Below are 23,461 nucleotides of genomic sequence, written 5' to 3'. Positions count from 1 at the left end.
AAAACGATCTATGAAACAGCCGATGAGAGTTATTATAAGTGGAGGAGGTACGGGAGGTCATATTTTTCCTGCCATATCTATTGCCAATGCTATCAAATTGCGTTATCCCGATGTAGCTATTCTTTTTGTAGGTGCAGAAGATAGAATGGAAATGACCCGCGTTCCAAAAGCTGGTTATGACATTGTAGGTCTTCCGGTAGCAGGTTTCAATAGAAAAGAATTATTTAAAAATATAGCAGTTGTAAAGAAACTGATAACAAGTCTTTTTAAGGCAAACAGTGTTGTAAAGAAATTTAATCCCGATATAGCAATTGGTGTAGGAGGCTATGCAAGTGGTCCATTGTTAAAAGTAGCTTCAAGAAGAGGTATACCGACTCTTATTCAGGAGCAAAACTCATATGCCGGGGTAACTAATAAATTATTGGCTAAAAAAGCTTCTAAAATTTGTGTAGCTTACGAAGGGATGGAAGCATTCTTTCCAAAAGATAAAATAGTATTGACGGGTAACCCTTGTCGTCAGGATTTGCTTTCGGACGTTTCGAAAGAAGAAGCGTATCGTTTCTTCAAGCTTGACCCCATGAAAAGAACTATTCTTGTTTTGGGAGGAAGTCTCGGCGCACGCACTTTGAACCAGAGTATAATGAGAAATTTATCTCTTTTAGATAATTCAGGGGTGCAGATTCTTTGGCAATGTGGCGAACGTTACCAATATGATTTGACAATAGAAATGTCGGATAAACCTCAGGCAAAAGATATTCATTTATATGATTTTATAAATAGAATGGATTTGGCATATAAGGCTGCCGATATTGTGGTTTCGAGAGCAGGAGCAGGTTCTATATCGGAACTTAGTATATTGGGAAAACCTACAATTTTGGTACCATCTCCGAATGTAGCTGAAGATCATCAAACTAAAAATGCAATGGCATTGGTTGATAAAAATGCTGCTATAATGATTAAAGATGAAGATGCGACGTCCAAACTTCTAGGTAGTGCGTTACAGATAGTGAAAGATGACAGTATGCTTGCTATGTTAGCAAAAAATATAAAGACAATGGCGCATCCTAATGCGGCAGATCATATAGTTGACGAAATAGAAAAACTGGTTAATAAAGAAGGTAAATAGAAATTATGGAAAATATAAAATCAGTATATTTTTTAGGAATAGGTGGTATTGGTATGAGTAACTTGGCTCGTTATTTTTTATCGAAAGGTAAAAAAGTGGCAGGATATGATAGAGCCGAAACTTTGTTGACTCAGACTCTTGTGCAAGAAGGAGCAAGTATTCATTACGATGATAATACAAATAATATTCCAACTGATTTTATAGATAAAGATTCAACTTTAGTTGTTTATACCCCAGCTTTACCCAGTGATAGTGCTGAGTTACAATATTTCCAACAAAATAATTTCGATCTTAAAAAACGAGCTCAGGTTTTAGGCTTGATAACTAAAAGCAGTAAAGCTTTATGTTGTGCAGGTACTCATGGCAAGACAACTACTTCGAGTATGCTTGCTCATATTCTGAAAGGCTCTCATCTCGATTGTAATGCTTTTCTGGGAGGAATACTTAAGAATTACGGAAGTAATCTCATGTTGTCCGATACAAGTGAATTTACAGTGGTTGAAGCTGACGAGTACGATCGTTCTTTCCATTGGCTGCATCCTTATATGGCTTTGATAACTTCGGTTGATCCCGATCACCTGGATATATATGGAACAGAAGCCGAGTATTTGAAAAGCTTTGAAAAATTCACAAGCCTAATCCAACCCGGAGGGGCTTTAGTGATGAAGCACAATATAAAATTGTCACCTAAACTGGTTGAAGGAGTCAGACTATATACATATTCTATTGATAGAGGAGACTTTCATGCAGAGAATATAAAAGTAGGTGGAGGTACTATTCGTTTCGATTTTGTGACACCTAAAGGCTCTATTAAAAATATAGAATTGGGAGTTCCTGTTCGAATTAATATCGAAAACGGAATAGGTTCTATGGCGCTGGCTTGGTTAAATGGAACGACGGATGAAGAATTACGCCGTGCAATGGCTACCTTTCAAGGAGCAAAACGTCGTTTTGATTTTCTTCTCAAATCTGATAATCTGGTAATGATAGATGATTATGCGCATCATCCCGATGAATTGTCGGCAAGTATATCTTCTGTCAAAGAATTATATCCCGATAAAAAAGTGCTGGGTGTTTTTCAACCGCACTTATATACACGAACCCGAGATTTTGTAGATGAGTTTGCCAGAAGTTTATCACTCTTAGATGAATTGATTCTATTAGATATATATCCAGCTCGCGAAAAACCTATTGAAGGTATAACTTCAATAGTTATTTTTGATAAAGTAACCTGCAAAAAGACGTTGTGTAAAAAAGAAGAACTATTAGATATACTAGAGAAAAAGGACGATATTGAAGTACTCTTGACAATTGGAGCCGGAGATATTGATCGTCTGTTACCTGAAATAAAAGATATATTAGAAGCTCGTTTAAAATAAGGCTACTAACCTTGTTACAGGACATAGGAGTGAATAAAAACATAGTTTGGTTACAAACAAAAATGTAGCAATAAATATTTTAATGTTACTTAATATTGAAAAAAGTCTGAGACTTTAAAATACTGAATGGTAAAGAAAATATTAGTTATTATCGGATTGTGTTTATTGGGTGGTTACCTGATTTTTGCGGCTTTCTTTTTCGAGAAAAAGCCACAAGATAAAGTATGCAACCAATTTGAGATTGTGGTAAACAATGAAGATACTGACCGTTTTATACAGGTGTCTGACCTGGAGAAAGATATAGACTCGCGAGGGTTAAATCCTTATGGAAAGCAGCTAAAAGAAGTTAATACTTTAGCTATACAAGAAGCCTTGTTGTCTAATAAATTGATTAAATCTGCCGAGGTTTTCTTAACTAGCGGAGGTGGTATAAGAGCCGTAATTATTGAGCGAATCCCTATTCTCAGGGTTATGCCATCGGGTGAACAAAGTTACTATATTGATAAAGATGGGGAGAAAATGCCCCTCTCTATTCATAATACAGCGTACCTACCAATTGCAACTGGGGAAATAAAAGATGAGTTTGCAAAGACAGATTTATATAAATTTGCACTATTTTTGTCAAAGAACGAATTTTGGAATGCTCAGATCGAACAAATTGTGGTTCAACCGAAAGACGAAGTTATCTTGATAACCCGAATTGGGAATCACGAAGTACTGATGGGAAAGTTAGAAGATGTTGATGCTAAGCTAGATCGGCTGAAAAAATTCTATACCGAAGCTTTACCCGGTACGGGCTGGAACAGGTATACAAAAATAAATTTGAAATACGACAAACAAGTTGTAGGCACAAAGCGTTGAATGTAAGAAATACTACAGATACAAAAAATATTAAAGGCAGAGCCGATAATTATAATAGCTTGTTGTTATTATGTTTATCAAAGCCATAAAAAGCTTTACGAGCTTAAATATTTTTGTGAAAAGAACGTTTAGTATGTATATAAGTAAATAAAAGAGTTTAGAGATCTATCTAAGTAAACAAACTAGAATTGTTTTGCTAGAGGAAATGATATAATGGGTCTTAGACCTTAATAGGAAAGAAGATATGGAACAATCAGGTTTTATTGTCGGTATCGACTTAGGGACTTCGAAAATTGTAGGATTGTTAGGACGGAAAAATGAGCAGGGAGTAATATCTATTCTCGCATCAGAATCTATCCCATCTGATAATTGTGTAAAGCACGGAGTGGTTTACAATATAGATGAAGCGGCAGGAAAAATAAAGAAGTTGGTAAACTTGTTGGAAAACAAGTCGGGTCGTAAAATAGGAAAAATATATGTGTCGGTTGCCGGAAAATCTCTGCGGGCAATAGAATATACTTTAACAAAAGATCTTATAGATGAGTCAGAAGTTTCATTTGCGGTTATAGACCAAATGGAACAACAAGCTCGTCAGAATAAGCCTGATTTTTTGACAAATTATAGTGTTGTTGCACCAGAAATATTTTTGGATGGACATCCCGAGGATGATCCTATTGGTAAAACTGCAACTCTAGTAGAGGGGCGTTATCGCCTTATAGTAGGTCGTCCCAATATCAAGAGCAACCTTATAAAATGTATTACTGAAAAGAATCAGTTAGACATTGCCGGATTTATTGTTGGACCCGTTGCAGCCGGAGCTATCGTTCTGGATGAGACTGATAAGCAAGCAGGCTGTGCTCTTATCGACTTTGGTGCAGGTACAACTACACTATCAATATACAAAGAAGGTCTTCTTCGTTACATGGCAGTGATACCATTTGGAGGTCGCACCATTTCTAAAGATGTAAAAGAACTAGGTTTTATAGACACAGCTGCCGAATCGTATAAAATAAAATATGGTAGAGTAGGCAAGGATAAAAATAAGCAAGCCACATCTTCTTCTAATTCTGAAGTTGATGTAAAGGAGATGAATAAAGTAATCCAACTTCGTGAAGAAGAGATTATTTTAAACATCCTTAATCAGATAAAAGAATCGGGTTATGCAGGCAAATTAGATGCCGGTATAATAATAGTGGGAGGTGCTTCTCAGTTGACAGGTTTACCTGAGTTTTTAGAAGAAAAAGCACAGATGCCTGTTAAAAAAGGAGCAGCAAAACGATTGTATATTAATAATGCAGCCGATTTATTGCAAAATCCTGCGTATGCTCAATGTTTAGGACTATTGTTATTTGCAAATGAGAATTGCGAAAAAGTAGAAGCTCCTAAAGTTGATTATATCAACCGTCCACGTCCATTAGATTCAGCACAGAGTGGTAGTTATTCTGAAGCCTCAGAAAGAAATCAGAACTCTTCTGTACATCATGAACAACCACCTGTGGATAATGATGATGACGAAGAATACGAAGACGAAGAGCCGGAATACGAAGAAAGACCAAGAAAAGCGAAAAAGGTGAAAGACAAAAAAACGCCTGGTCTTTTTGATTTCTTCGGTAAAATACAGAACTTAGGTGGAACTATGTTTAAAGATGAAGATTAATTAATCTACAGCTTTTAGTCCTCCAATTTCGAATTAATAGCTAATTAGGGATATTAGACCTACCAAAGCAATATAAGGTCTGCAACCTTACAAACGTGATAAATAAAGAAGATACGCTATATGAATGACGAGATATTAGAATTTCAGTTTCCGCGAAAAACCCAGACTATCATCAAAGTTATTGGTGTAGGTGGTGGTGGTGGAAATGCCGTGAATCATATGTATAATGAGGGAATACATGACGTATCGTTTGCTCTCTGTAATACAGACAATCAGGCATTGCATGAATCTCCCGTTGAAACCCGTGTACAACTTGGTAGACGTACAACCGAAGGTCTAGGAGCAGGTAACCGCCCCGAAGTAGCAAAATCTGCTGCCGAAGAAAGTCGCCAAGACATACAGGAACTTCTGGCTGATGGTACCAAAATGGTATTTATTACGGCAGGTATGGGAGGGGGAACCGGAACCGGTGCAGCTCCTGTTGTAGCCCGTATTGCAAAAGATATGAATATTCTGACCGTTGGTATTGTTACAATACCTTTTGTGTTTGAAGGTCGTAAAAAGATAATCCAAGCCCTTAGAGGTGTTGAAGATATTGCTCAGAATGTAGATGCCTTATTGGTAATCAACAATGAGCGTTTGATAGATATATATTCGGATCTTACGATTCCGAATGCATTTGCCAAAGCTGATGATACTTTAGCTATTGCAGCAAAAGGTATTGCCGAGATTATAACCGTACACGGGCATATAAATCTCGACTTTGCCGATGTTAAAACCATCCTTAAAGATGGTGGTGTAGCTATCATGAGTAGTGGCATGGGCGAAGGAGAAAACAGAGTAGAGGAAGCTATCAGAAACGCATTACATTCGCCATTGTTGAATAACAATGATGTCTTTAAAGCAAAAAAGATACTATTCAACATTTATGCAGGAGCAGAAACTCCACTTATTGTTGAAGAAATGGAATCTGTATCTGAATTCATGAAACGCTTTGGTCCTGAGATTGAAGTTATATGGGGTACAGCAACAGAAGAGAGCTTGGGTGGTAAGGTTAAAATTACTTTGCTGGCAACAGGTTTTGGAATGTCGAGCATACCAGGTATTGGAGATCATCTGAGAGAAATGACCGAAGAAGAGCAACGCTTGGAAGAGGAACGTTTCATCAAAGAAGAGGAAGAAAAACGCCGTATCAATACTATGATTGAGCAGCATTACGGGAAAGACGGAGTTAAAACTATGGATGTTAAATCATTCTTTACTCCACGTCCTATTATATTATCGACCGAAGAACTGGATGATGATAAGATAGTTGAAGCATTGGAAAACACTCCTGTATTTAAAAGAGGTGAAGATTTCAATCCGAATGACTATAAGCCCGAAACTAAAAAATCAACAGATTTATTTAACTAAGGTCTGAGACCTTAAAAATACAACCATATATGGACTTGTTTGATAGAGTAAGTGAAGATATTAAAGATGCAATGCGTGCTAAAGATAAGATCAAATTAGAAGCATTACGCGGAGCGAAAAAAGAGTTTATTGAAGCAAAAACAGCTAAAGATAGCGATGGTGAATTGTCGGACGAAGTTGCTGTGAAGATTCTTCAAAAAATGGTAAAGCAAAGAAGAGACAGTGCAGATATTTACAAGTCGCAAGATCGTCCTGAGTTAGCTGAAAAAGAATTGGAAGAAATAGCTGTACTAGAGCATTATTTACCAAAGCAACTCACAGAACAAGAGCTTGAAGTTAAATTGAAAGAGATTATAGCTTCTGTAGGAGCAACAAGTGCAGCCGATATGGGTAAAGTAATGGGTGCTGCTACAAAACAATTAGCAGGATTAGCTCCGGGAAAAGCAATTTCGGAGACTGTAAAGAAATTATTATCATAAAAGGTCAACAAACCTTTTGATTCTTATCATAATAAAGAAGCCGATGAAAATAATTTTCATCGGCTTCTTTATTTATTATTGTACCTTTTTGCTTGTACCTAGCAAATGCAGTTCTGCCTTACCAAGGCAATAAAAAGGTTTATGATCTTACATCATATTGGCAGCTAGAAATTTTCTGGTTAGCTCAGCTTTTTCTCCTCGGCGTTCGATATAATTATCAGCTTGCTCTTCTGAAATCTGTCCGATACTGAAATATCTAGATTGTGGATGAGCAAAGATTAGCCCACTCACCGAAGCATTAGGTAGCATAACACCATTTTCAGTTAGTTCAACACCTATTTCTGTTGATTGTAAAAGATCGGTATTCAATAGGAAGTTGATAGACTGATCGGGTATAGAAGGGTAGCCTACTGCTGGGCGAATGCCTTGATATTTAAGAGTAAACATCTGATCTATTGTAATATCTTCATCTGGAGCAAATCCCCAGAATTCTTTTCTAATTTTAGCATGAAGGTATTCGGTTGTGGCTTCAGCCAAACGGTCAAGTAATGATTTCAAAAGCAATACATTGTACTCATCTCCCTGATGTTCGTATTGGCTTAGCAATTCGTTAGAACCTACACCTGCTGTTGCTGTAAATCCTGCTACATAATCTTTTTTGCCACTATTCTTTGGTAGAACAAAATCACAAAGAGAAAGATATACCCCTTTGTCGTTTTTCTTTTGCTGACGTAACATTGGAAAGCAAATGTTGTTGATATAGATACATTCATTATCTACATAAGCTTCATGAATAGCATATACAGCCTTGATGTACTCAGCTTTCGAAAAGATTAGTTGATCTAACATTTTCTTAGCATCACGATACAAACTCATACCCTCTTGAGCCTTTTCTTTCTCTTTCTCGGGGAAAGTGTTCAGCCATTCAATATCGCAACTAGGACAACCATCTAAATGCTGTACAGTGTGATAACGTGCCGAAAGATTCCAGGAGTGGAAGAAGAACTTCCAATCGATATATGGAAGAATCTCTTCTATCGGAATGTGAGGAATAATATGGCGACCCAAGTTATTAGGAGTAGACGGTGTATAATTTGCCCAATCAATTTTGAATGAATTCTTTATAGCTTCATCAAGTGGAAGAAGTTCCACTTTTTTTGTCTCCATTGAATCTCTCAGATCCTGATACTCGTCTCTTATCTCTTGGATAAAAGATTCTTTAGAGGCAGGATTGATGAGTTTAGCAACAGCTGATGGAGCTTGTGAAGCATCCTTCACATATACTACCGAACCGTTGTTATATTTAGGATCAATTTTTATAGCTGTATGCAGTTTTGAAGTCGTAGCACCTCCAATCATAAGCGGAATCGTAAATCCAGCTTTTTCCATCTCATGAGCAACAATACTCATTTCTTCTAAAGATGGAGTAATAAGTCCACTAAGACATAATATATCAGGTTGCTCTTCTATTACCTTTTGGATAATTACTTCCGGTGGAACCATTACGCCAAGATCGATAACTTCATAGTTGTTACAAGCCAGAATGATAGCTACGATATTTTTACCAATATCGTGAACATCGCCTTTCACGGTTGCGATAACAAGTTTACCGGCACTGTTAGAAACCGATTTTGAATCTTTTTGAGCCTCAAGTGTAGGTTCAAGTATAGCTACGGCACGTTTCATTGTACGTGCGGTTTTTACAACCTGTGGTAAAAACATTTTTCCCGATCCGAAGAGATCTCCTACTTTGTTCATCCCTGACATAAGAGGTTTATCGATGATATCTACGGCTTTTGGATACACTCTTAGAGCTTCTTCCAAGTCTTCTTCCATAAAGTCGCTGATACCTTTAATCAGAGCATATTCTAAACGCTGATCTAAGGCATAGCTACGCCATTCTTCTACTTTTTGTTCGGGTTGGTTCGATTTCTCATTCTTGATACGCTCAGCGTAATCAATAAGTTCATCGGTAGCTTCTTCTCTTCTGTTGAAGATAACGTCTTCTATGAGGTTTCTAAGGTCTGTGGGGATGTCGTCGTATATAACTGACTGCCCCGGATTCACAATACCCATATCCATACCTTTTTGGATGGCATAGTAAAGAAATACCGAGTGCATAGCTTCTCGTATATAATCATTCCCGCGGAACGAGAACGAAAGGTTGCTAACACCTCCACTGATTTTAGCATGAGGTAGATTCGCTTTTATCCATTCAATGGTTTTAAGAAAATCAACCGCATAGCCTCTATGTTCTTCAATCCCCGTAGCTATTGCTAAGATGTTGGGGTCGAAGATTATATTCATCGGATTAAATCCGTCATTTACAAGTAACTTATAAGCACGCTCACATATTTCGATACGTCTCTCGAATCTATCAGCTTGTCCTGTTTCATCAAATGCCATAATAATTACGGCTGCTCCGTATTGGTTAACCAAACGTGCTTGACGAAGAAACTCTTCCTCTCCACCTTTCAGCGAGATTGAGTTTACAACAGCTTTACCTTGCAGACATTTAAGACCTGCTTCAAGTACTTCCCATTTAGATGAATCGACCATTACGGGAATACGTGATACATCGGGATCGGACGCTACCAGATTGAGGAAGGTCGTCATTTCTTTGACTCCATCCAATAGACCTTCATCCATGTTTACATCAAGAATCTGAGCGCCATCTTCTACTTGTCTATGGGCAATGGTTAGTGCTTCTTCGTATTTTTCTTCTTTTATAAGTCGAAGAAACTTACGAGAACCGGCTACATTACAACGCTCACCAACATTTATAAAATTAATCTCAGGTTTAGCTTCCAATAATTCTAAACCGGAAAGCCACATATATTTAGGCTTTTCAGCAGGTTTATGAGGAGTTGCTCCTTCAACTAAACTCACGTATTGCGCTATGTGATCGGGGGTAGTACCACAACATCCACCAAGAATATTAACAAGACCTTCGTCTATATATTCTTTGATCTGCTTAGCCATAATTTCGGGAGTCTCATCATATTCTCCAAATTGATTTGGTAAACCTGCATTAGGATATGCCGATACATATGTAGGTGCAAGTCTGCCCAATTCCTTAAGGAAAGGTTTCATGTCAGATGCCCCGAATGAGCAGTTAAGACCTATTGAGAGGAAATCGATATGGCTGACAGATGCAAGAAATGCTCCGGTTGTTTGTCCCGAAAGAGTACGTCCGCCTTTGTCTGATAACGTTACCGAAATCATAATTGGCATCTCTATATTTCGTTCTTTGCGAACTTCTGCTGCTGCAAAAAGAGCTGCTTTAGCATTCAGTGTATCAAATATAGTTTCTATTAAAAGCAGATCAACTCCACCATCAATCAAACCTTCTATTTGCTCTTTGTATACTTGATGCAAATCGTCAAAGGTCACAGCACGGTAGATTGGGTTCTCTACCTTAGGACTCATAGATGCAGTCTTGTTAGTAGGACCTATTGATCCTGCCACAAAGCGAGGCTTATTAGGTGTACGTTTTGTATATTCATCTGCTGCCTTACGAGCAAGACGAGCCGCTGCAATATTCATTTCTTTTACTAAGTCCGACATATTATAGTCGTCCATAGAAATAGAGTTTGCATTGAACGAGTTGGTCTCTATGATATCTGCTCCTGCTTCTAAGTATTCGCAGTGTATAGCTTCAATTATATCAGGACGGGTAAGACACAATAAATCGTTATTGCCTTTAAGGAGATTCGTAGAGTTTTTGAATCTGTCTCCTCTAAAATCTTCTTCAGTAAGCGTATATCGTTGTATCATGGTACCCATGGCACCATCTAATATAAGTATTCTCTCTTTTAGTATATCTTTAATCTGTAGCATTCTTAGTATTCTTATTTATTTCTCGGACTCTATTTTGAAGGATCTGATTTTGTGATATTTAATATAGAAGTAATTTATCCAGTGTTCACTATCCGATGGAACTTCATCTATCATCGGTAGAGCTGTTTGAGGATTGATTGTTTCTTTAGTAACAAAGTCGAATTCAGCCTTGTTTTGTTGTTGATCTATAATTTGTTCCCTTCTTTTAAATACTTCGTTAAGAGCATATAAGTCTTTAAATCCTTTTTGGTATGTCAGTAAGAAATAGATTGATGCAAAAAAGATTAGAAGTGTCTTTATAACTGAAAGGTATATATGTTCTGTCTTTAGATTGGCATATATAATTCCAATAGCAATAATAAAGAATGTAATGATACCAAACCAAGCCCTAGAAGGAAACTCAGGAGAAGCAATCATTGCCATATCTGCTATAATACCAGCAGCACAGAAGCAGAGCGATAGGTATATGATTCTTATATTTCTTTTTTTGTCGAAATAGATATATGTGACTAGTGCTAGCGAATATATCATGACAAGAGGTAACGCAAATTTGTAAAAATCACCTATGACGGGTAGTAGCCTTGTTAAGTAATATTTTATTTTCGATTGTTGTATGACTTCATTAGTTTGGATGATACCTTCGTATCTTACATAATTACCGGGTGCGGCAGCCATAATGATGAAGCCTATAATTGCTCCTGCCAATCCGGTTATCATCCACATCGGTATTGGATTATGTGTTCTTTTTAAATATATAAGCAATAGGCAGATCATAAATATCATGCCTAAAGCTGTATTTTCGTTAGTCCATCCTGCAATAATACCAGCAAAGAAGAAGATAGTAGTTTTAGAGGCGGAACTTTTATTGCTTTCTTTTATAAATGATTGACAAAAGAAATATAGAAACGAAATAATAATGAGCGTTCCCCATAAGTAGTTAGCACTACCTGTTATCCAGAGAATTGTTTGAGAAAATGCTGGTTGAAAAAACCAGATTAGGATATTGATAAAAAAGAATAACGAAGGATTAACCTTTCTATCAATATTAGAGATCTTGTATATTACAAAAGTAAATAGAATGTAAGCAACACTATTAAGGAGATCAGTCCAATAACCTCCAAGAAAGAGTAGATATTGGGCTATGATATGCACTACAGTTCTTCCGCCATGCCCAAAATAGTGGCTATACTGCGAATGTAGAATATCGGATATACCACTATTCCTTTGAGTGAAATTTGTTCCTTCTTTAAATACATAACCCCAATCGTCAGCATATAAAGGATATATAATATTTAGCGATAGAATGAGTACGAAAAAGAATAGCAGAAGTATGCTAAAAATAAATTTAGCTGACTTTTCACCAGATAGTGTAGCATCTAGTTTAAGATATTTGCTGATACAGTTTTCGTAATACTCTTTCATTAGTCAATCTTAGATGTGCTTACGGATCGATCCGTTTTATTGAATTTAACTTATAATAGTCGGCGCAAATTGTATTCCGCCAAGATGTTGGATCACCCGAAATATCTTCAAAATCAAATTCGGCAGGCAGTATAATCGGTGATTCTTTTAATATAATATCCTTATTACCTATTTCTTTTTGGTCTTCTATATATAATTCTCTTTGCTGATATCTGTCAGAAAGAGAGGATAACACTTGATACCTTTCTATGTAAGTAAATACGAAGATAGTAGTTCCCGCGATCAATATCAAAATATTTCCGATTTTGAGAGTCAAATTACTCAAACTGATATTAGCATAAAGTATGCATATGGATATGATCATAAAACTTGATAAGCAGAATGTAGCACGAAGTGGAAATATAGGTGAGCCAATCATTGCAAAAGCTGAGACATGAGCCGCAGTAAAAAACAATAATGAGCCAAACCATGCTTTGTAATTCCTGCTATCCTTATTCTGACAAAAGAAGAGGAATGTAAAGCATGCATATATTACAATAAGAATACCTATTGAATTGACATATTTATAAATCCAATATATATTTCGCGCTTTGTACTCTAGTACATCCATGAAGGGTTTGTCAGTTAGATTAAACGCTGCATGTGTATCTTTCGATCTGATGAAGTTACCGGGTGCTAACAACATAATGATGCAACCGATACAAACACCAATAAAGCCATAAGTAGCCCACATAGGTATCTTGATCTTTCTTATCTTAAAATACAGAAGGATGTTGAATAGAATGAAAATAAGTGCAATGGCGGAATTTTCGTTTGTCCATCCTGCAATAACTCCACAGAGCAAAAACAGAATGTTTCTAAAAACACCTTTGTGCTTTTTTTCGTTCAAATAAAAGCTATAATAGTATGATAGAAATACAATGATGATTAATGTGCCCCATAAATAATTACTGCTGCCTGTAATCCAAATAACTGTTTGAGGAAATACGGGTGTTAGTAACCAGATCAATAAGTTGATCAGCAAAAATAAAAAGGGATTGGTTGGTCGCCCGTTATTGGCTATTCTGTATATTATAAATGCGAAAAGAATATAAGCTATACTATTGATTATCTCTCTGATAATAGGATTCAATAATAACAAAAGCTGATCGATGAAATGAACCACGTTTCGACCACCCCAATACAGATAATGATTGTACTGTGATACGAATATATCGAGTATGCTTTCAATACGTTTGGGTGGAGTCTCATTGAAAATAAATGAGTACATCCAATCATCTGAATGAATAGGATACAATCGATTTAGTAAAAAAACTAAGATGAAAAAAATAAGAAGAAATAATCCCAGAATAATCTTATTAGTATTATCCCCCGTTATTTTTTTTTTATTGTAATTCATTCCTCTTTATTTTTTCATTATTCTATCCATCATTCTTTTATCATCTTTTTCTTTTAGAGTTTGTCGTTTGTCATATTGCTTTTTACCTCGTGCAATTGCAATATTAAGTTTCGCCAAGCCTCTGTCGTTAAGAAATAGGCGTGTAGGAACAATTGTATAGCCTGTTTCTTTAACAGATCGCTGAATCTTTTTTAGTTCTTTTTTATTGAGTAGAAGTTTGCGGTCTCTACGAGCTACGTGGTTGTTGTATGAACCGTAAAAATATTCGGTAATATTCATGTTTCTTACCCATAGTGCCTCTTTCTCGAATATACAAAAAGTATCAACCAGACTGGCTTTACCTAATCTGATTGATTTAATTTCGGTTCCGGTTAATACTATTCCCGCAGTATAAGTATCGAGTAACTCATAATCGAAAGTTGCTCGTTTATTCTTTATATTTATATTTAATTGTTTCATCGTATAATCTATCTTGGAGTAGCTGTGTGTGAATAAGATGCGAAGAGCTTATTCTTTCAGCAATTTATCTAAAAAGTCGTCAAATTCTTTATCTATACGGCTAAGAAAATCATTCTCGATTCTGATGATAGAATCATCTTCAATAACTAATAGTTCTTCGAGAACCACCAAGTTTTCATCAGCAATGTTAATCGAGAATGGTTTAAACACGTCCAGAGAGTCGAACTTATTATCCATATCGAATTGTTCCACAACCTCTCTTAATTGACGGGCAATAACTTGGTCATCATCTTCTGATGCCCAAGCCTCTACTATAACTTGAGAAAGTAGATTCTCTTCATCATCAAAAACGGATAGGCTACCGCTATCTTTATCGACAACAAGAAATATATCAGTTAAAGAACTGCCTGTATACCCTTCGTTCAAACCATTAATTGCCTCGGTCAGAACTTTCGAAATTTCTTTATACACTTTTCTTGCTGTCATAATCTATTGATGTTTATTCTTTTCTTTCTTGATACTCCTTATTTAAGTAACTTATTGTATTCAGTATCACTATTTATAATTTCAAGACCTTTTTTGAAGATTTCACTCTCGTCATTGATAATCTTGAAGTATGCTTCGGTGTTGAATAGATCTCTCGCAATTAAAGCCTTTATTCTGCGCTTAAACTGTTCTTTAGATCTGAGATATTGATCTTCTTTATATTCGATTTTATCATCGGTTGCCATTTTTATCATTTCTGATAGAAGTTCATCCGATACCTCATATTCTTTTTTGAATTTCTCGATAGTCGGATATTTCTTCAGAAGCTCTTTTCTATTAGCATCCACTGTTTGTAATGACAGTCGGTAAATAATGCCCATTGCATTTATACGTCCGCTGTATTCTGTATATTCAGCAGTATCTATTGGCACAAAATAGTCAGGCATAATACCACCGCCACCATATACAGTACGCTCATTTACGAGTGTTTTGTATTTCAAAGAATCAGGGAAATGTATGCTGTCTGCATTCATCATTTCACCTCTGTTGTATCTGTCAATCAAATCTTTATTGTAAGAATCTTGATCTCCATGTGTATATGGTTTCTGAATAGAACGTCCTGTAGGTGTGTAATAACGTGCAACAGTTAAGCGAATCATCGATCCATCGGGTAGGGGAAACTGTCTTTGAACAAGCCCTTTACCAAAGGTGCGTCTACCAACTATTAAACCTCTGTCCCAATCTTGAACTGCTCCTGAAACAATTTCACTTGCCGAAGCCGAACCTTCATCAACCAGAATTACTAATTTTCCTTTTTCGAATAGCCCTTTTTCAGTTGTCGAATCGCTGGTTCTAGCCTGATGAGTTCCCTCCATATAAACAATAAGCTTGTCCTTATCTAAGAATTCATCAGCAAGTTCTGTTGCAGCATTTAAATAGCCTCCGCCATTACCTTCAAGGTCCAGAATCAAGTTCTGTAAACCTTGAGATGATAGTTTAGCTAGTGCCTCTTTAAATTCGGCAACGGTTGTTGCTCCAAAGCGGCTCAATCTGATATAGCCTGTTTTATCATCAATCATATAGGCTGCATCCAGACTGTAAATAGGAATCTTTGCACGTATTATCTGAAAGCTTATTGGTTTTTGAACACCTCGGCGAAGTACTTTTATATTCACCTTAGTTCCTTTTGGCCCTTTCAGCCGTTTCATTATATCACGTGTATTCATATTAACACCTGCAATGGCGGTATCGTTCACAGCTATAATACGATCGCCAGGAAGTAAGCCTACACGCTCCGAAGGACCATCGGCTATTGTTTCTATCACATACAGCGTGTCGGAGATCATGTTAAATGATATACCTATTCCATCGAAATTACCTTCCAATGGTTCATTCATATCTGCTACAGTCTCAGCACTTAGATAAGAGGAATGAGGATCGAGTTCCTTTAGTATGGCTACGATAGCATCTTCTGCCAACTTTTCGTCGTCAACAGTATCAACATACATTCTCTCTATTAAAGTCATAGTCGTGGCTAATTTCTTAGTCCCTTGACTCATGGCGTATTGTGCCGAAATTGTATTAACAAAAATAAATGTACAGGTTATTATCAATAACAGTGTCTTTCTCATTCTGTGTTCTCTTTTAAGTAAATAAAAGTATTAAGTGATATATATTTAGAATTATAACAGGTTGTAGGTGTTATAGTTCTAAAGTAATAAAAAGTCTACGACCTTATTTATGCAAAAAAGTCAAGCAAAGGCTCTTACTTGACTCTTTGGATAGTTTTATTTTATTCCAATTCAATTGTCTTAGTCTGTATTAAAATCAATACCATCCGGTACAAATTTGCTAACGTCGTGTTTATAGCGCAAAAGTTCCCGAACAATTGTAGAGCTAATATGAGTTAATTCTGGCTCAGTAAAGAGTACTAATGTTTCGATACCTGAGATATTGCGATTCATGTCGGCTATAGTTTTCTCATATTCGAAATCATTAACGGATCTTATTCCTCGGATAATAAATTTTGCACCTACTTTGTTTGCAAAATCAACAGTCAGAGAATCGTATGAACCTACCGAAACTCGAGGCTCATCCGCATACAACTTTTCTATCATTTGAATTCGTTGCTCCAACGAAAAATAACTCCTTTTACTATCGTTAACTCCAATTGATATAACAATTTCATCAACAACGTTTAATCCTCTTCGAACCAGTGATGCATGACCAATTGTAAATGGGTCGAATGTGCCTGGAAAAATAGCTCTCTTCATTTTTTACTGCTGTACTTACTGTTTGTATCATTATTAGGTTCACAAACCTTTTATGACTTAGGGAATTAAATCGTAGATTTTCGCTACAAGATATAACAACAAATAGTTGTATATTATTTAATACCTAGATGAACTTAATTATGAATCAAACAGTAATAATAAGAAGGTCAATGACCTTAATTTGCCATATCGGAAATGAACTTGATTCTTACCAGACGAATTTCTTCTTCGGTAAACATGCCTAGTTCATTAATTGCATCTTCGAGATCATCCGACTCGGCTTCCTGAAAATAGTCAAAGATGTCAGCCATATGGTCTTCGTCTATCACTTCATTCAAGAAATAATCGATATTTATTTTAGTACCCGAATAAACAATAGCTTCAAGTTCAGCCAATAGCTCAGGAAATTCTATGCCTTTCGATTCAGCAAGATCATCAAGAGCCACCTTACGGTCTATACTTTGAACTATCGCTACCTTTAATTTCGATTTATTTGCTACTGTTCTAACACGTAAATCTTCAGGGCGTTCAATTTCGTTTTCTTCTACGTGCTTTTTGATGATTTCAACAAACTCAGCACCGTATCTTTTTGCTTTACCTGCTCCTACACCCGGTATGTTTTGTAATTCGTCGATACTTGTAGGATAGATGGTTGCCATCGATTCTAACGAAGGATCTTGGAATATTACATAAGGAGGAACATTCAGCTTTTTAGACATCTTCTTACGAAGGTCTTTCATTATCGAGAATAGTACAGGATCGACAGCCGAACTTCCGCCACCGCCTTTGATAACTACCTCATCGTCACTTTCATCATCAAAATCCTCTTCTTGAGCAATTTTGAATGAAACTGGCTTCTTTAAAAAGTCTTTTCCTTTTTTTGTAACTTTCAGTAAACCGTAGTTTTCAATATCCTTGTCCAGATAACCCGCAATTAACCCCTGTTTTATAACGGCATTCCATGTTTCGTCGTTTGTCTCTTCTCCAGATCCAAATGCTTCCAACTCTTGATGTCCGTAGGTCTCAATCTCAGATGTTTCTTTTCCTCTAAGGAAATTAATCACATACTCGGTCTTAAATTTTTCTTTTAATGCTAACACAGCTTCTATCGCTGTTAATAATAAATCTTGAGCTTCCACTTGTTTTTTAGGGTTTATACAATTGTCACAATTACCACAATTATGTTGATTATATTTTTCTCCGAAATAATGTAATAGAACTATTCTACGACACATCGCTGTTTCAGCATAAGCTGCAGTTTCAAGAAGAAGTTGCTTGCCTATTTCCTGTTCGGCTACAGGTTTTCCTTGCATAAACTTTTCGAGTTTTTGCAAATCTTTATAAGAATAGAATGCAACACATTGCCCTTCGCCTCCATCACGTCCTGCACGTCCGGTCTCTTGGTAATATCCTTCGAGACTTTTGGGCATATCATAATGGATAACATACCTTACATCGGGTTTGTCAATTCCCATCCCAAAAGCAATAGTGGCAACAATTACGTCCACTTTTTCCATTAAGAACGAGTCCTGATTCTCTCCGCGAGTAGAAGCATCTAACCCTGCATGATAAGCAAGTGCATTTATATTATTGGCACGAAGAATTTCTGCGAATTCTTCTACTTTTTTTCTACTTAAACAATATACGATCCCTGATTTTCCAGCCTGAGATTTAATATAGCGGATAATGTCCCGATCTACTTTCTCTGTTTTGGGTCGAACTTCGTAATAAAGGTTTTCCCGATTAAAGGATGATTTGTAGATTTTTGCATCCAACATACCCAGACTCTTCTGGATGTCGTGCTGTACTTTAGGCGTCGCAGTAGCTGTTAATGCTACAAGCGGACGTTGCCCGATTTCCATTATTATGGGTTTGATACGTCTGTACTCGGGTCTGAAATCGTGTCCCCATTCCGATATACAATGCGCTTCATCTATCGCATAAAAAGATACCTTGATATGTCGCAAAAAGTCGATGTTTTCCTCTTTTGTTAAAGATTCGGGAGCTACATATAATAATTTTGTTTTGCCCGATACTACATCAGCTTTTACCAACTCAATGGAAGCTTTATTTAAGGATGAATTCAAAAAGTGAGCTATCCCATCTTCTTCGCTGAAGTTGCGCATGGCATCAACCTGATTTTTCATCAATGCAATCAATGGGGATATAATAATAGCTGTACCCTCCATCAAAATTGCAGGAAGCTGATAGCAAAGGGATTTGCCACCTCCTGTTGGCATCAAAACAAAAGTATCTTTTTCCGCTAAAACATTCTGAATGATAGCCTCCTGGTTACCCTTGAACTTATCAAATCCAAAATGCTTTTTTAGATTTTCGATTAATAAATCTTCTCGTTTTGACATAGTTAATTAAATCGCATAAATGGAATCTCAAAAATAGACATAACCTACACTCGTAATTTTTGAAAATGTAATTATATCTTACGAAGATAGCTTCTTAAGTGAAAAATACAATAGAAAAAGATTTTTTTTTAATAGAAAAATGAGAATTATTCATAAGAATTTTTCAGCCTGTCCAGATTCGAGCTTTCCAACTGTTGCACTGCGTAGTCTTTTGTAATATGCAGGCTCTTTTCTTCGCTTGAAGGGATGGTAAACATGGCATCCATCATCACTGTTTCTACTATCGAACGAAGCCCTCTGGCTCCCAATTTGTATTCAATGGCTTTATCTACTATATATTCATAAACATCCTCATCGAAGGTTAGTTCAACACCATCCATTGTAAATAATTTCAGATATTGCTTGATGATTGAGTTTTTAGGCTCTGTTAAAATTCTTCTCAAAGCAGAATGATCTAATGCATTCAGGTAAGTAAGAATAGGCAGACGACCTATAATCTCGGGGATTAATCCAAAAGATTTTAAATCCTGAGGAGTTATATATTTCAACAGTTCTTTTCTGTCGATATCAGCATTTTTCAGAGCCGAAGAATATCCAACTACACGAGTATTCAGACGTTGTGCTATCTTACGCTCAATGCCATCAAAAGCACCTCCGCAAACAAAAAGTATATTTTTGGTGTTTACGGCAATCATTTTTTGGTCAGGGTGTTTACGGCCTCCCTGAGGTGGTACATTCACGATAGAACCTTCCAGTAATTTTAATAAACCTTGTTGTACACCTTCGCCGCTTACATCGCGAGTGATAGAAGGGTTGTCTCCTTTACGGGCAATTTTATCTATTTCATCAATAAATACAATACCACGCTCAGCAGCAGCCACATCATAGTCAGCAGCTTGTAAAAGACGAGTCAAAATACTTTCGATATCTTCACCCACGTATCCCGCTTCTGTTAACACAGTTGCATCAACAATTGCGAATGGTACGTGTAATAATTTTGCGATGGTACGTGCCAGCATTGTTTTACCCGTTCCGGTTGGTCCTACCATGATAATATTAGATTTTTCGATCTCAATATCATCTTCGCCTACTTCCTGCAACAATCTTTTGTAGTGATTGTATACCGAAACCGACAGGTAACGCTTAGCATCATCTTGTCCAATAATGTATTGATCCAAGAATTCTTTTATTTGTTTTGGATTTGGCAGCGTCTTTCTGTCAAGTGAATCTCCAAAACCTTTGTCCGATTTTAAAGAATCTTTTACTATAAGATATGCCTGATCGATGCATTTGTCGCATATATGTGCCGATATCCCTGAGATTAATAAATTAACCTCGCTATCAGGTCGTCCACAGAAACTACAAGAATCGTTTGTTCCTTTTTTAGCCATATTTTTTATTTGAGGTCACAGACCTGTTTTTGAAATGTATTTATTATCTATTGCCTATGTCTACAAACGAATAATTGACTGCCTATAAATTATAAGCAGCCAATTATTAAGTCATTCACAATGATATGTATGCATTATTTTGTTCGAACTAATATTTCGTCAATCATACCGTAGTCTTTAGCTTCAGTAGAATTCATCCAATAGTCACGATCCGAATCCTGAGCAACTTTTTCGATAGTTTGTCCAGAATGATCTGCTATAATAGCATATAATTCTTGTTTAACTTTAGCAATCTCACGAGCAGTGATCTCAATATCAGAAGCTTGTCCTTGTGCACCACCTAAAGGTTGGTGTATCATGGTACGTGAGTGCTTCAAGCCAAAACGTTTGCCTTTTTGTCCTGCAACCAATAGTACTGCTGCCATAGAAGCTGCCATGCCTGTACAGATTGTAGATACATCGCTGCTGATAAATTGCATGGTGTCATATATTCCATATCCGGCATATACTGATCCTCCCGGTGAATTGATATAGATAGAAATATCTTTACCCGAATCGGCAGAATCTAAATAAAGTAATTGTGCCTGAATAACATTGGCAGTATAATCGTCAATACCAGTACCAAGGAAAATGATACGATCCATCATTAATCGAGAGAACACGTCCATTTGTGCAACATTAAGTTGACGTTCTTCAATGATGGTTGGTGAAATATAGCTGCTGGTTATATCCATGTATTGATCGAGAGCCAATCCGTTCAAACCAATATGTTTGGTTGCGTATTTTCTAAAATCATTCATAGTTGTTTATATCTTTAATTATTAATTCACTTAGAAGACTGCAAATTTTATGCCTAACTTTTAATGTTGTAAGTTACAGTAACTATTTTGTATGTTATTTGAATTATAACTTAATAACCTGTTGAAGCTATAAACAGGTCTTAGACCTTGTTGTGCAGCGAACAAAAAAGAGACCTTTGCCATTGGAGCTTAGTCTAAAACAAAGTTATAAATAATTATTGGAAACCAACAAATAAAAACTTTGTCTTTCTTAAGATTAGAGGCAAAGGTCTCTTCGTATAGACCTTATTTTTTTATTGCAATATTATGAATATGGGTCTTTATTCAGCGTTAGCTTCTCCTTCGAAGAATTTTTTGAATTCGTCAAGACTCATTTCTTTTTCTTCTACTCCAACGATAGATTTAAGACATACAACGATTTTTTCTTCCATTGCTTTGTCAACCAAGTTGCGAGAAGTTTCTTTGTTCTTAAGCATTTCGTTTGCATAGTTTGCAAGAACATCATCAGGCATACCCATCATTCCGTATTGAGCAAATTGTACACGAGCAGCTTGTAGAGCTACGGCACGAACATCAGCTTCTTCGATCTTAAGATCGTTTTCTTTCACTAATTGTTCTTTAATCAAATGGAATTTCAAATCGTTGATGATTTGAGGATAATCAGCTTCAAGAGATTCTGCAGTTCTGTCAGTACCTGTTGCCATTAACCATCTTTTAAGGAATGCATCAGGGAATTCAAGATTACCTGCTTTTTCTTCAAGTAATACACGTGCATCCAATAAGAATTTGTAGTCGCTATCTGGAGCTAATTGTGTTTGAAGAGTTTCTTTTACTTTAGCGATAAAATCAGCCTCAGTTGTAACAGTTCCTTCTCCAAATACTTTATCGAATAATGCCTGATCTAAATCAGCCTCTTTGTAACGAGTAATTTCGTTTACAGTGAATGAAAATTCAGCAGCGATAGATTCTACTGCATCTTTTTCGATATGTAAGAACGAAGCTATTTCAGTTTCGTTTCCTTCATAAGCTTTACCTGGGTTGAAAACGATAGTTGCACCTTTTTTTACATCTGCAAATTTAGCTTGCTCTTCTTCGTCTTTCATATAAGAAGGCATCAAAACAGCTCCTTCTACGCGGATACCACCGTCTTTAGGTTTTCCACCTTCTAGTTCTACTACTTCACCTTTAAGAAGGTCAGTTGGTTTAGCACCTTCTTCAACAGTTTCGTATTTACCGTAGTTTGCTTTGTAAGAAGCGATTTGTTTGTCAACTAAATCTTGTTCTACAGCTATTTTGTAATAAGTGATTTTGTCTTTTTTGCTCAAAGCCAATTTTACTTCAGGAGCAAGAGCAATATCAAAGAAAAACTCGAAATCTTCTTCTTTAGAAAAATCAACAGGTTGTTGTTTTTCTTCGTTAGGAAGAGGTTCACCTAATATATTAAGTTTGTTTTCTTGTATGTAATTGTAGATTCCTTCACCAACCAATTTGTTTACTTCTTCGGCAAGGATCGATTTTCCGTGCATTTTTTTAACCATACCTACTGGTACAGTTCCCGGACGGAATCCCGGTACATTCGCCTTTTTGCGAAAAGTTTTGATAGCCTCATCGACTTTTCCTTGATAATCAGCTTTCTTTACGTCTACCTTAAGTATAGCATTTACGCTATCTACGTTTATAAGAGATGTATCCATCTTTCGCTTGTATTTTATATATTGTTATGTAATTAATTCGGTCGATCTACTAAATCCAGCTATATTGCTTCAGACTCAGAATAAAGATAAATTTTTTAGTGGCACAAAAATAGTTTATATTATTCCAATATTCAAATTTATTTCTCATTTTCATTTTAGTTATGACCAATTCCCGTGTTAATATGATTAATTTGTTGAATATTAAATTATTGTTGATGCTATTTGGCCTTCGATTTTAAGAGCGAATATATTATTGTAATTTTTATATCATTTTTTTATCACCTCGAAAACTCAGATAATGAATAAATAATATTTATATTTGCTCCTATATTCGGTATCTTATATATCAGATACCTAGTAAAAATGGCGTTATATGATAAAAGATAAGGGAGATGTAATCAGCTTTGAAGCTAGCATCC

General features: G+C 36.2%; 17 protein-coding genes. 6 read left to right on the top strand and 11 right to left on the bottom strand.

What is annotated here, in order from left to right:
* The first annotated feature begins 10 nt into the window (after positions 1-10).
* The 6 genes from murG to HGC4_RS16895 all read left to right on the top strand — a co-directional run bounded on the left by murG (position 11) and on the right by HGC4_RS16895 (position 6,915).
* On the top strand, positions 11-1,126 hold the full coding sequence (gene murG / locus HGC4_RS16920; protein WP_050711319.1) for an undecaprenyldiphospho-muramoylpentapeptide beta-N-acetylglucosaminyltransferase: 1,116 nt from the start codon (positions 11-13) through the stop codon (positions 1,124-1,126).
* Positions 1,127-1,131: 5 nt separating this feature from the next.
* Entirely contained in the window at positions 1,132-2,505 is a 1,374-nt protein-coding gene (gene murC, locus HGC4_RS16915; RefSeq protein ID WP_050711318.1) for a UDP-N-acetylmuramate--L-alanine ligase, read from the top strand.
* Between the two features lie 126 nt (positions 2,506-2,631).
* Entirely contained in the window at positions 2,632-3,366 is a 735-nt protein-coding gene (locus tag HGC4_RS16910; protein ID WP_050711317.1) for a cell division protein FtsQ/DivIB, read from the top strand.
* 244 nt (positions 3,367-3,610) lie between these two features.
* On the top strand, positions 3,611-5,023 hold the full coding sequence (gene ftsA / locus HGC4_RS16905) for a cell division protein FtsA (protein ID WP_050711316.1): 1,413 nt from the start codon (positions 3,611-3,613) through the stop codon (positions 5,021-5,023).
* A gap of 120 nt (positions 5,024-5,143) precedes the next feature.
* A complete protein-coding gene (gene ftsZ / locus HGC4_RS16900) occupies positions 5,144-6,436 on the top strand; it encodes a cell division protein FtsZ (protein WP_050711315.1) in 1,293 nt (430 codons plus the stop codon).
* 29 nt (positions 6,437-6,465) lie between these two features.
* Positions 6,466-6,915 (top strand): GatB/YqeY domain-containing protein, encoded by a 450-nt coding sequence (locus HGC4_RS16895; protein WP_050711314.1) that lies wholly within the window; start codon positions 6,466-6,468, stop codon positions 6,913-6,915.
* 147 nt (positions 6,916-7,062) lie between these two features.
* On the opposite strand, the gene metH is transcribed toward HGC4_RS16895, so the two are convergent.
* The 11 genes from metH to tig all read right to left on the bottom strand — a co-directional run bounded on the left by metH (position 7,063) and on the right by tig (position 23,042).
* A complete protein-coding gene (gene metH / locus HGC4_RS16890; protein WP_050711313.1) occupies positions 7,063-10,755 on the bottom strand; it encodes a methionine synthase in 3,693 nt (1,230 codons plus the stop codon).
* A 15-nt stretch (positions 10,756-10,770) separates the two neighbouring features.
* Complete coding sequence (locus HGC4_RS16885; protein WP_050711312.1) at positions 10,771-12,177, bottom strand: DUF3329 domain-containing protein; 1,407 nt, start codon at positions 12,175-12,177, stop codon at positions 10,771-10,773.
* 19 nt (positions 12,178-12,196) lie between these two features.
* Complete coding sequence (locus tag HGC4_RS16880) at positions 12,197-13,576, bottom strand: DUF3329 domain-containing protein (RefSeq protein WP_050711311.1); 1,380 nt, start codon at positions 13,574-13,576, stop codon at positions 12,197-12,199.
* Positions 13,577-13,582: 6 nt separating this feature from the next.
* Positions 13,583-14,035, bottom strand: a complete 453-nt coding sequence (gene smpB, locus HGC4_RS16875; RefSeq protein ID WP_050711310.1) for an SsrA-binding protein — start codon at positions 14,033-14,035, stop codon at positions 13,583-13,585.
* Positions 14,036-14,083: 48 nt separating this feature from the next.
* The gene (locus tag HGC4_RS16870) at positions 14,084-14,521 is read right to left on the bottom strand and encodes a hypothetical protein (RefSeq protein WP_050711309.1); all 438 of its coding nucleotides are present in this window, start codon (positions 14,519-14,521) and stop codon (positions 14,084-14,086) included.
* A 38-nt stretch (positions 14,522-14,559) separates the two neighbouring features.
* Complete coding sequence (locus tag HGC4_RS16865; protein ID WP_050711308.1) at positions 14,560-16,152, bottom strand: S41 family peptidase; 1,593 nt, start codon at positions 16,150-16,152, stop codon at positions 14,560-14,562.
* 180 nt (positions 16,153-16,332) lie between these two features.
* Positions 16,333-16,794 (bottom strand): pantetheine-phosphate adenylyltransferase, encoded by a 462-nt coding sequence (gene coaD / locus HGC4_RS16860; RefSeq protein WP_050711307.1) that lies wholly within the window; start codon positions 16,792-16,794, stop codon positions 16,333-16,335.
* A 176-nt stretch (positions 16,795-16,970) separates the two neighbouring features.
* Complete coding sequence (gene recQ / locus HGC4_RS16855; protein WP_050711306.1) at positions 16,971-19,157, bottom strand: DNA helicase RecQ; 2,187 nt, start codon at positions 19,155-19,157, stop codon at positions 16,971-16,973.
* Between the two features lie 146 nt (positions 19,158-19,303).
* Positions 19,304-20,548, bottom strand: a complete 1,245-nt coding sequence (gene clpX / locus HGC4_RS16850; RefSeq protein ID WP_050711305.1) for an ATP-dependent Clp protease ATP-binding subunit ClpX — start codon at positions 20,546-20,548, stop codon at positions 19,304-19,306.
* Between the two features lie 134 nt (positions 20,549-20,682).
* Positions 20,683-21,348, bottom strand: a complete 666-nt coding sequence (gene clpP / locus HGC4_RS16845) for an ATP-dependent Clp endopeptidase proteolytic subunit ClpP (RefSeq protein WP_050711304.1) — start codon at positions 21,346-21,348, stop codon at positions 20,683-20,685.
* Between the two features lie 320 nt (positions 21,349-21,668).
* Complete coding sequence (gene tig, locus HGC4_RS16840; RefSeq protein WP_050711303.1) at positions 21,669-23,042, bottom strand: trigger factor; 1,374 nt, start codon at positions 23,040-23,042, stop codon at positions 21,669-21,671.
* Between the last annotated feature and the right edge of the window lie 419 nt (positions 23,043-23,461).

The organism is Dysgonomonas sp. HGC4, from assembly GCF_001261715.1.
Taxonomy (GTDB): domain Bacteria; phylum Bacteroidota; class Bacteroidia; order Bacteroidales; family Dysgonomonadaceae; genus Dysgonomonas_A.
The sequence above is the reverse complement of the archived record's forward strand: the minus strand, read 5'-3'. Positions and strand labels throughout refer to the sequence as shown.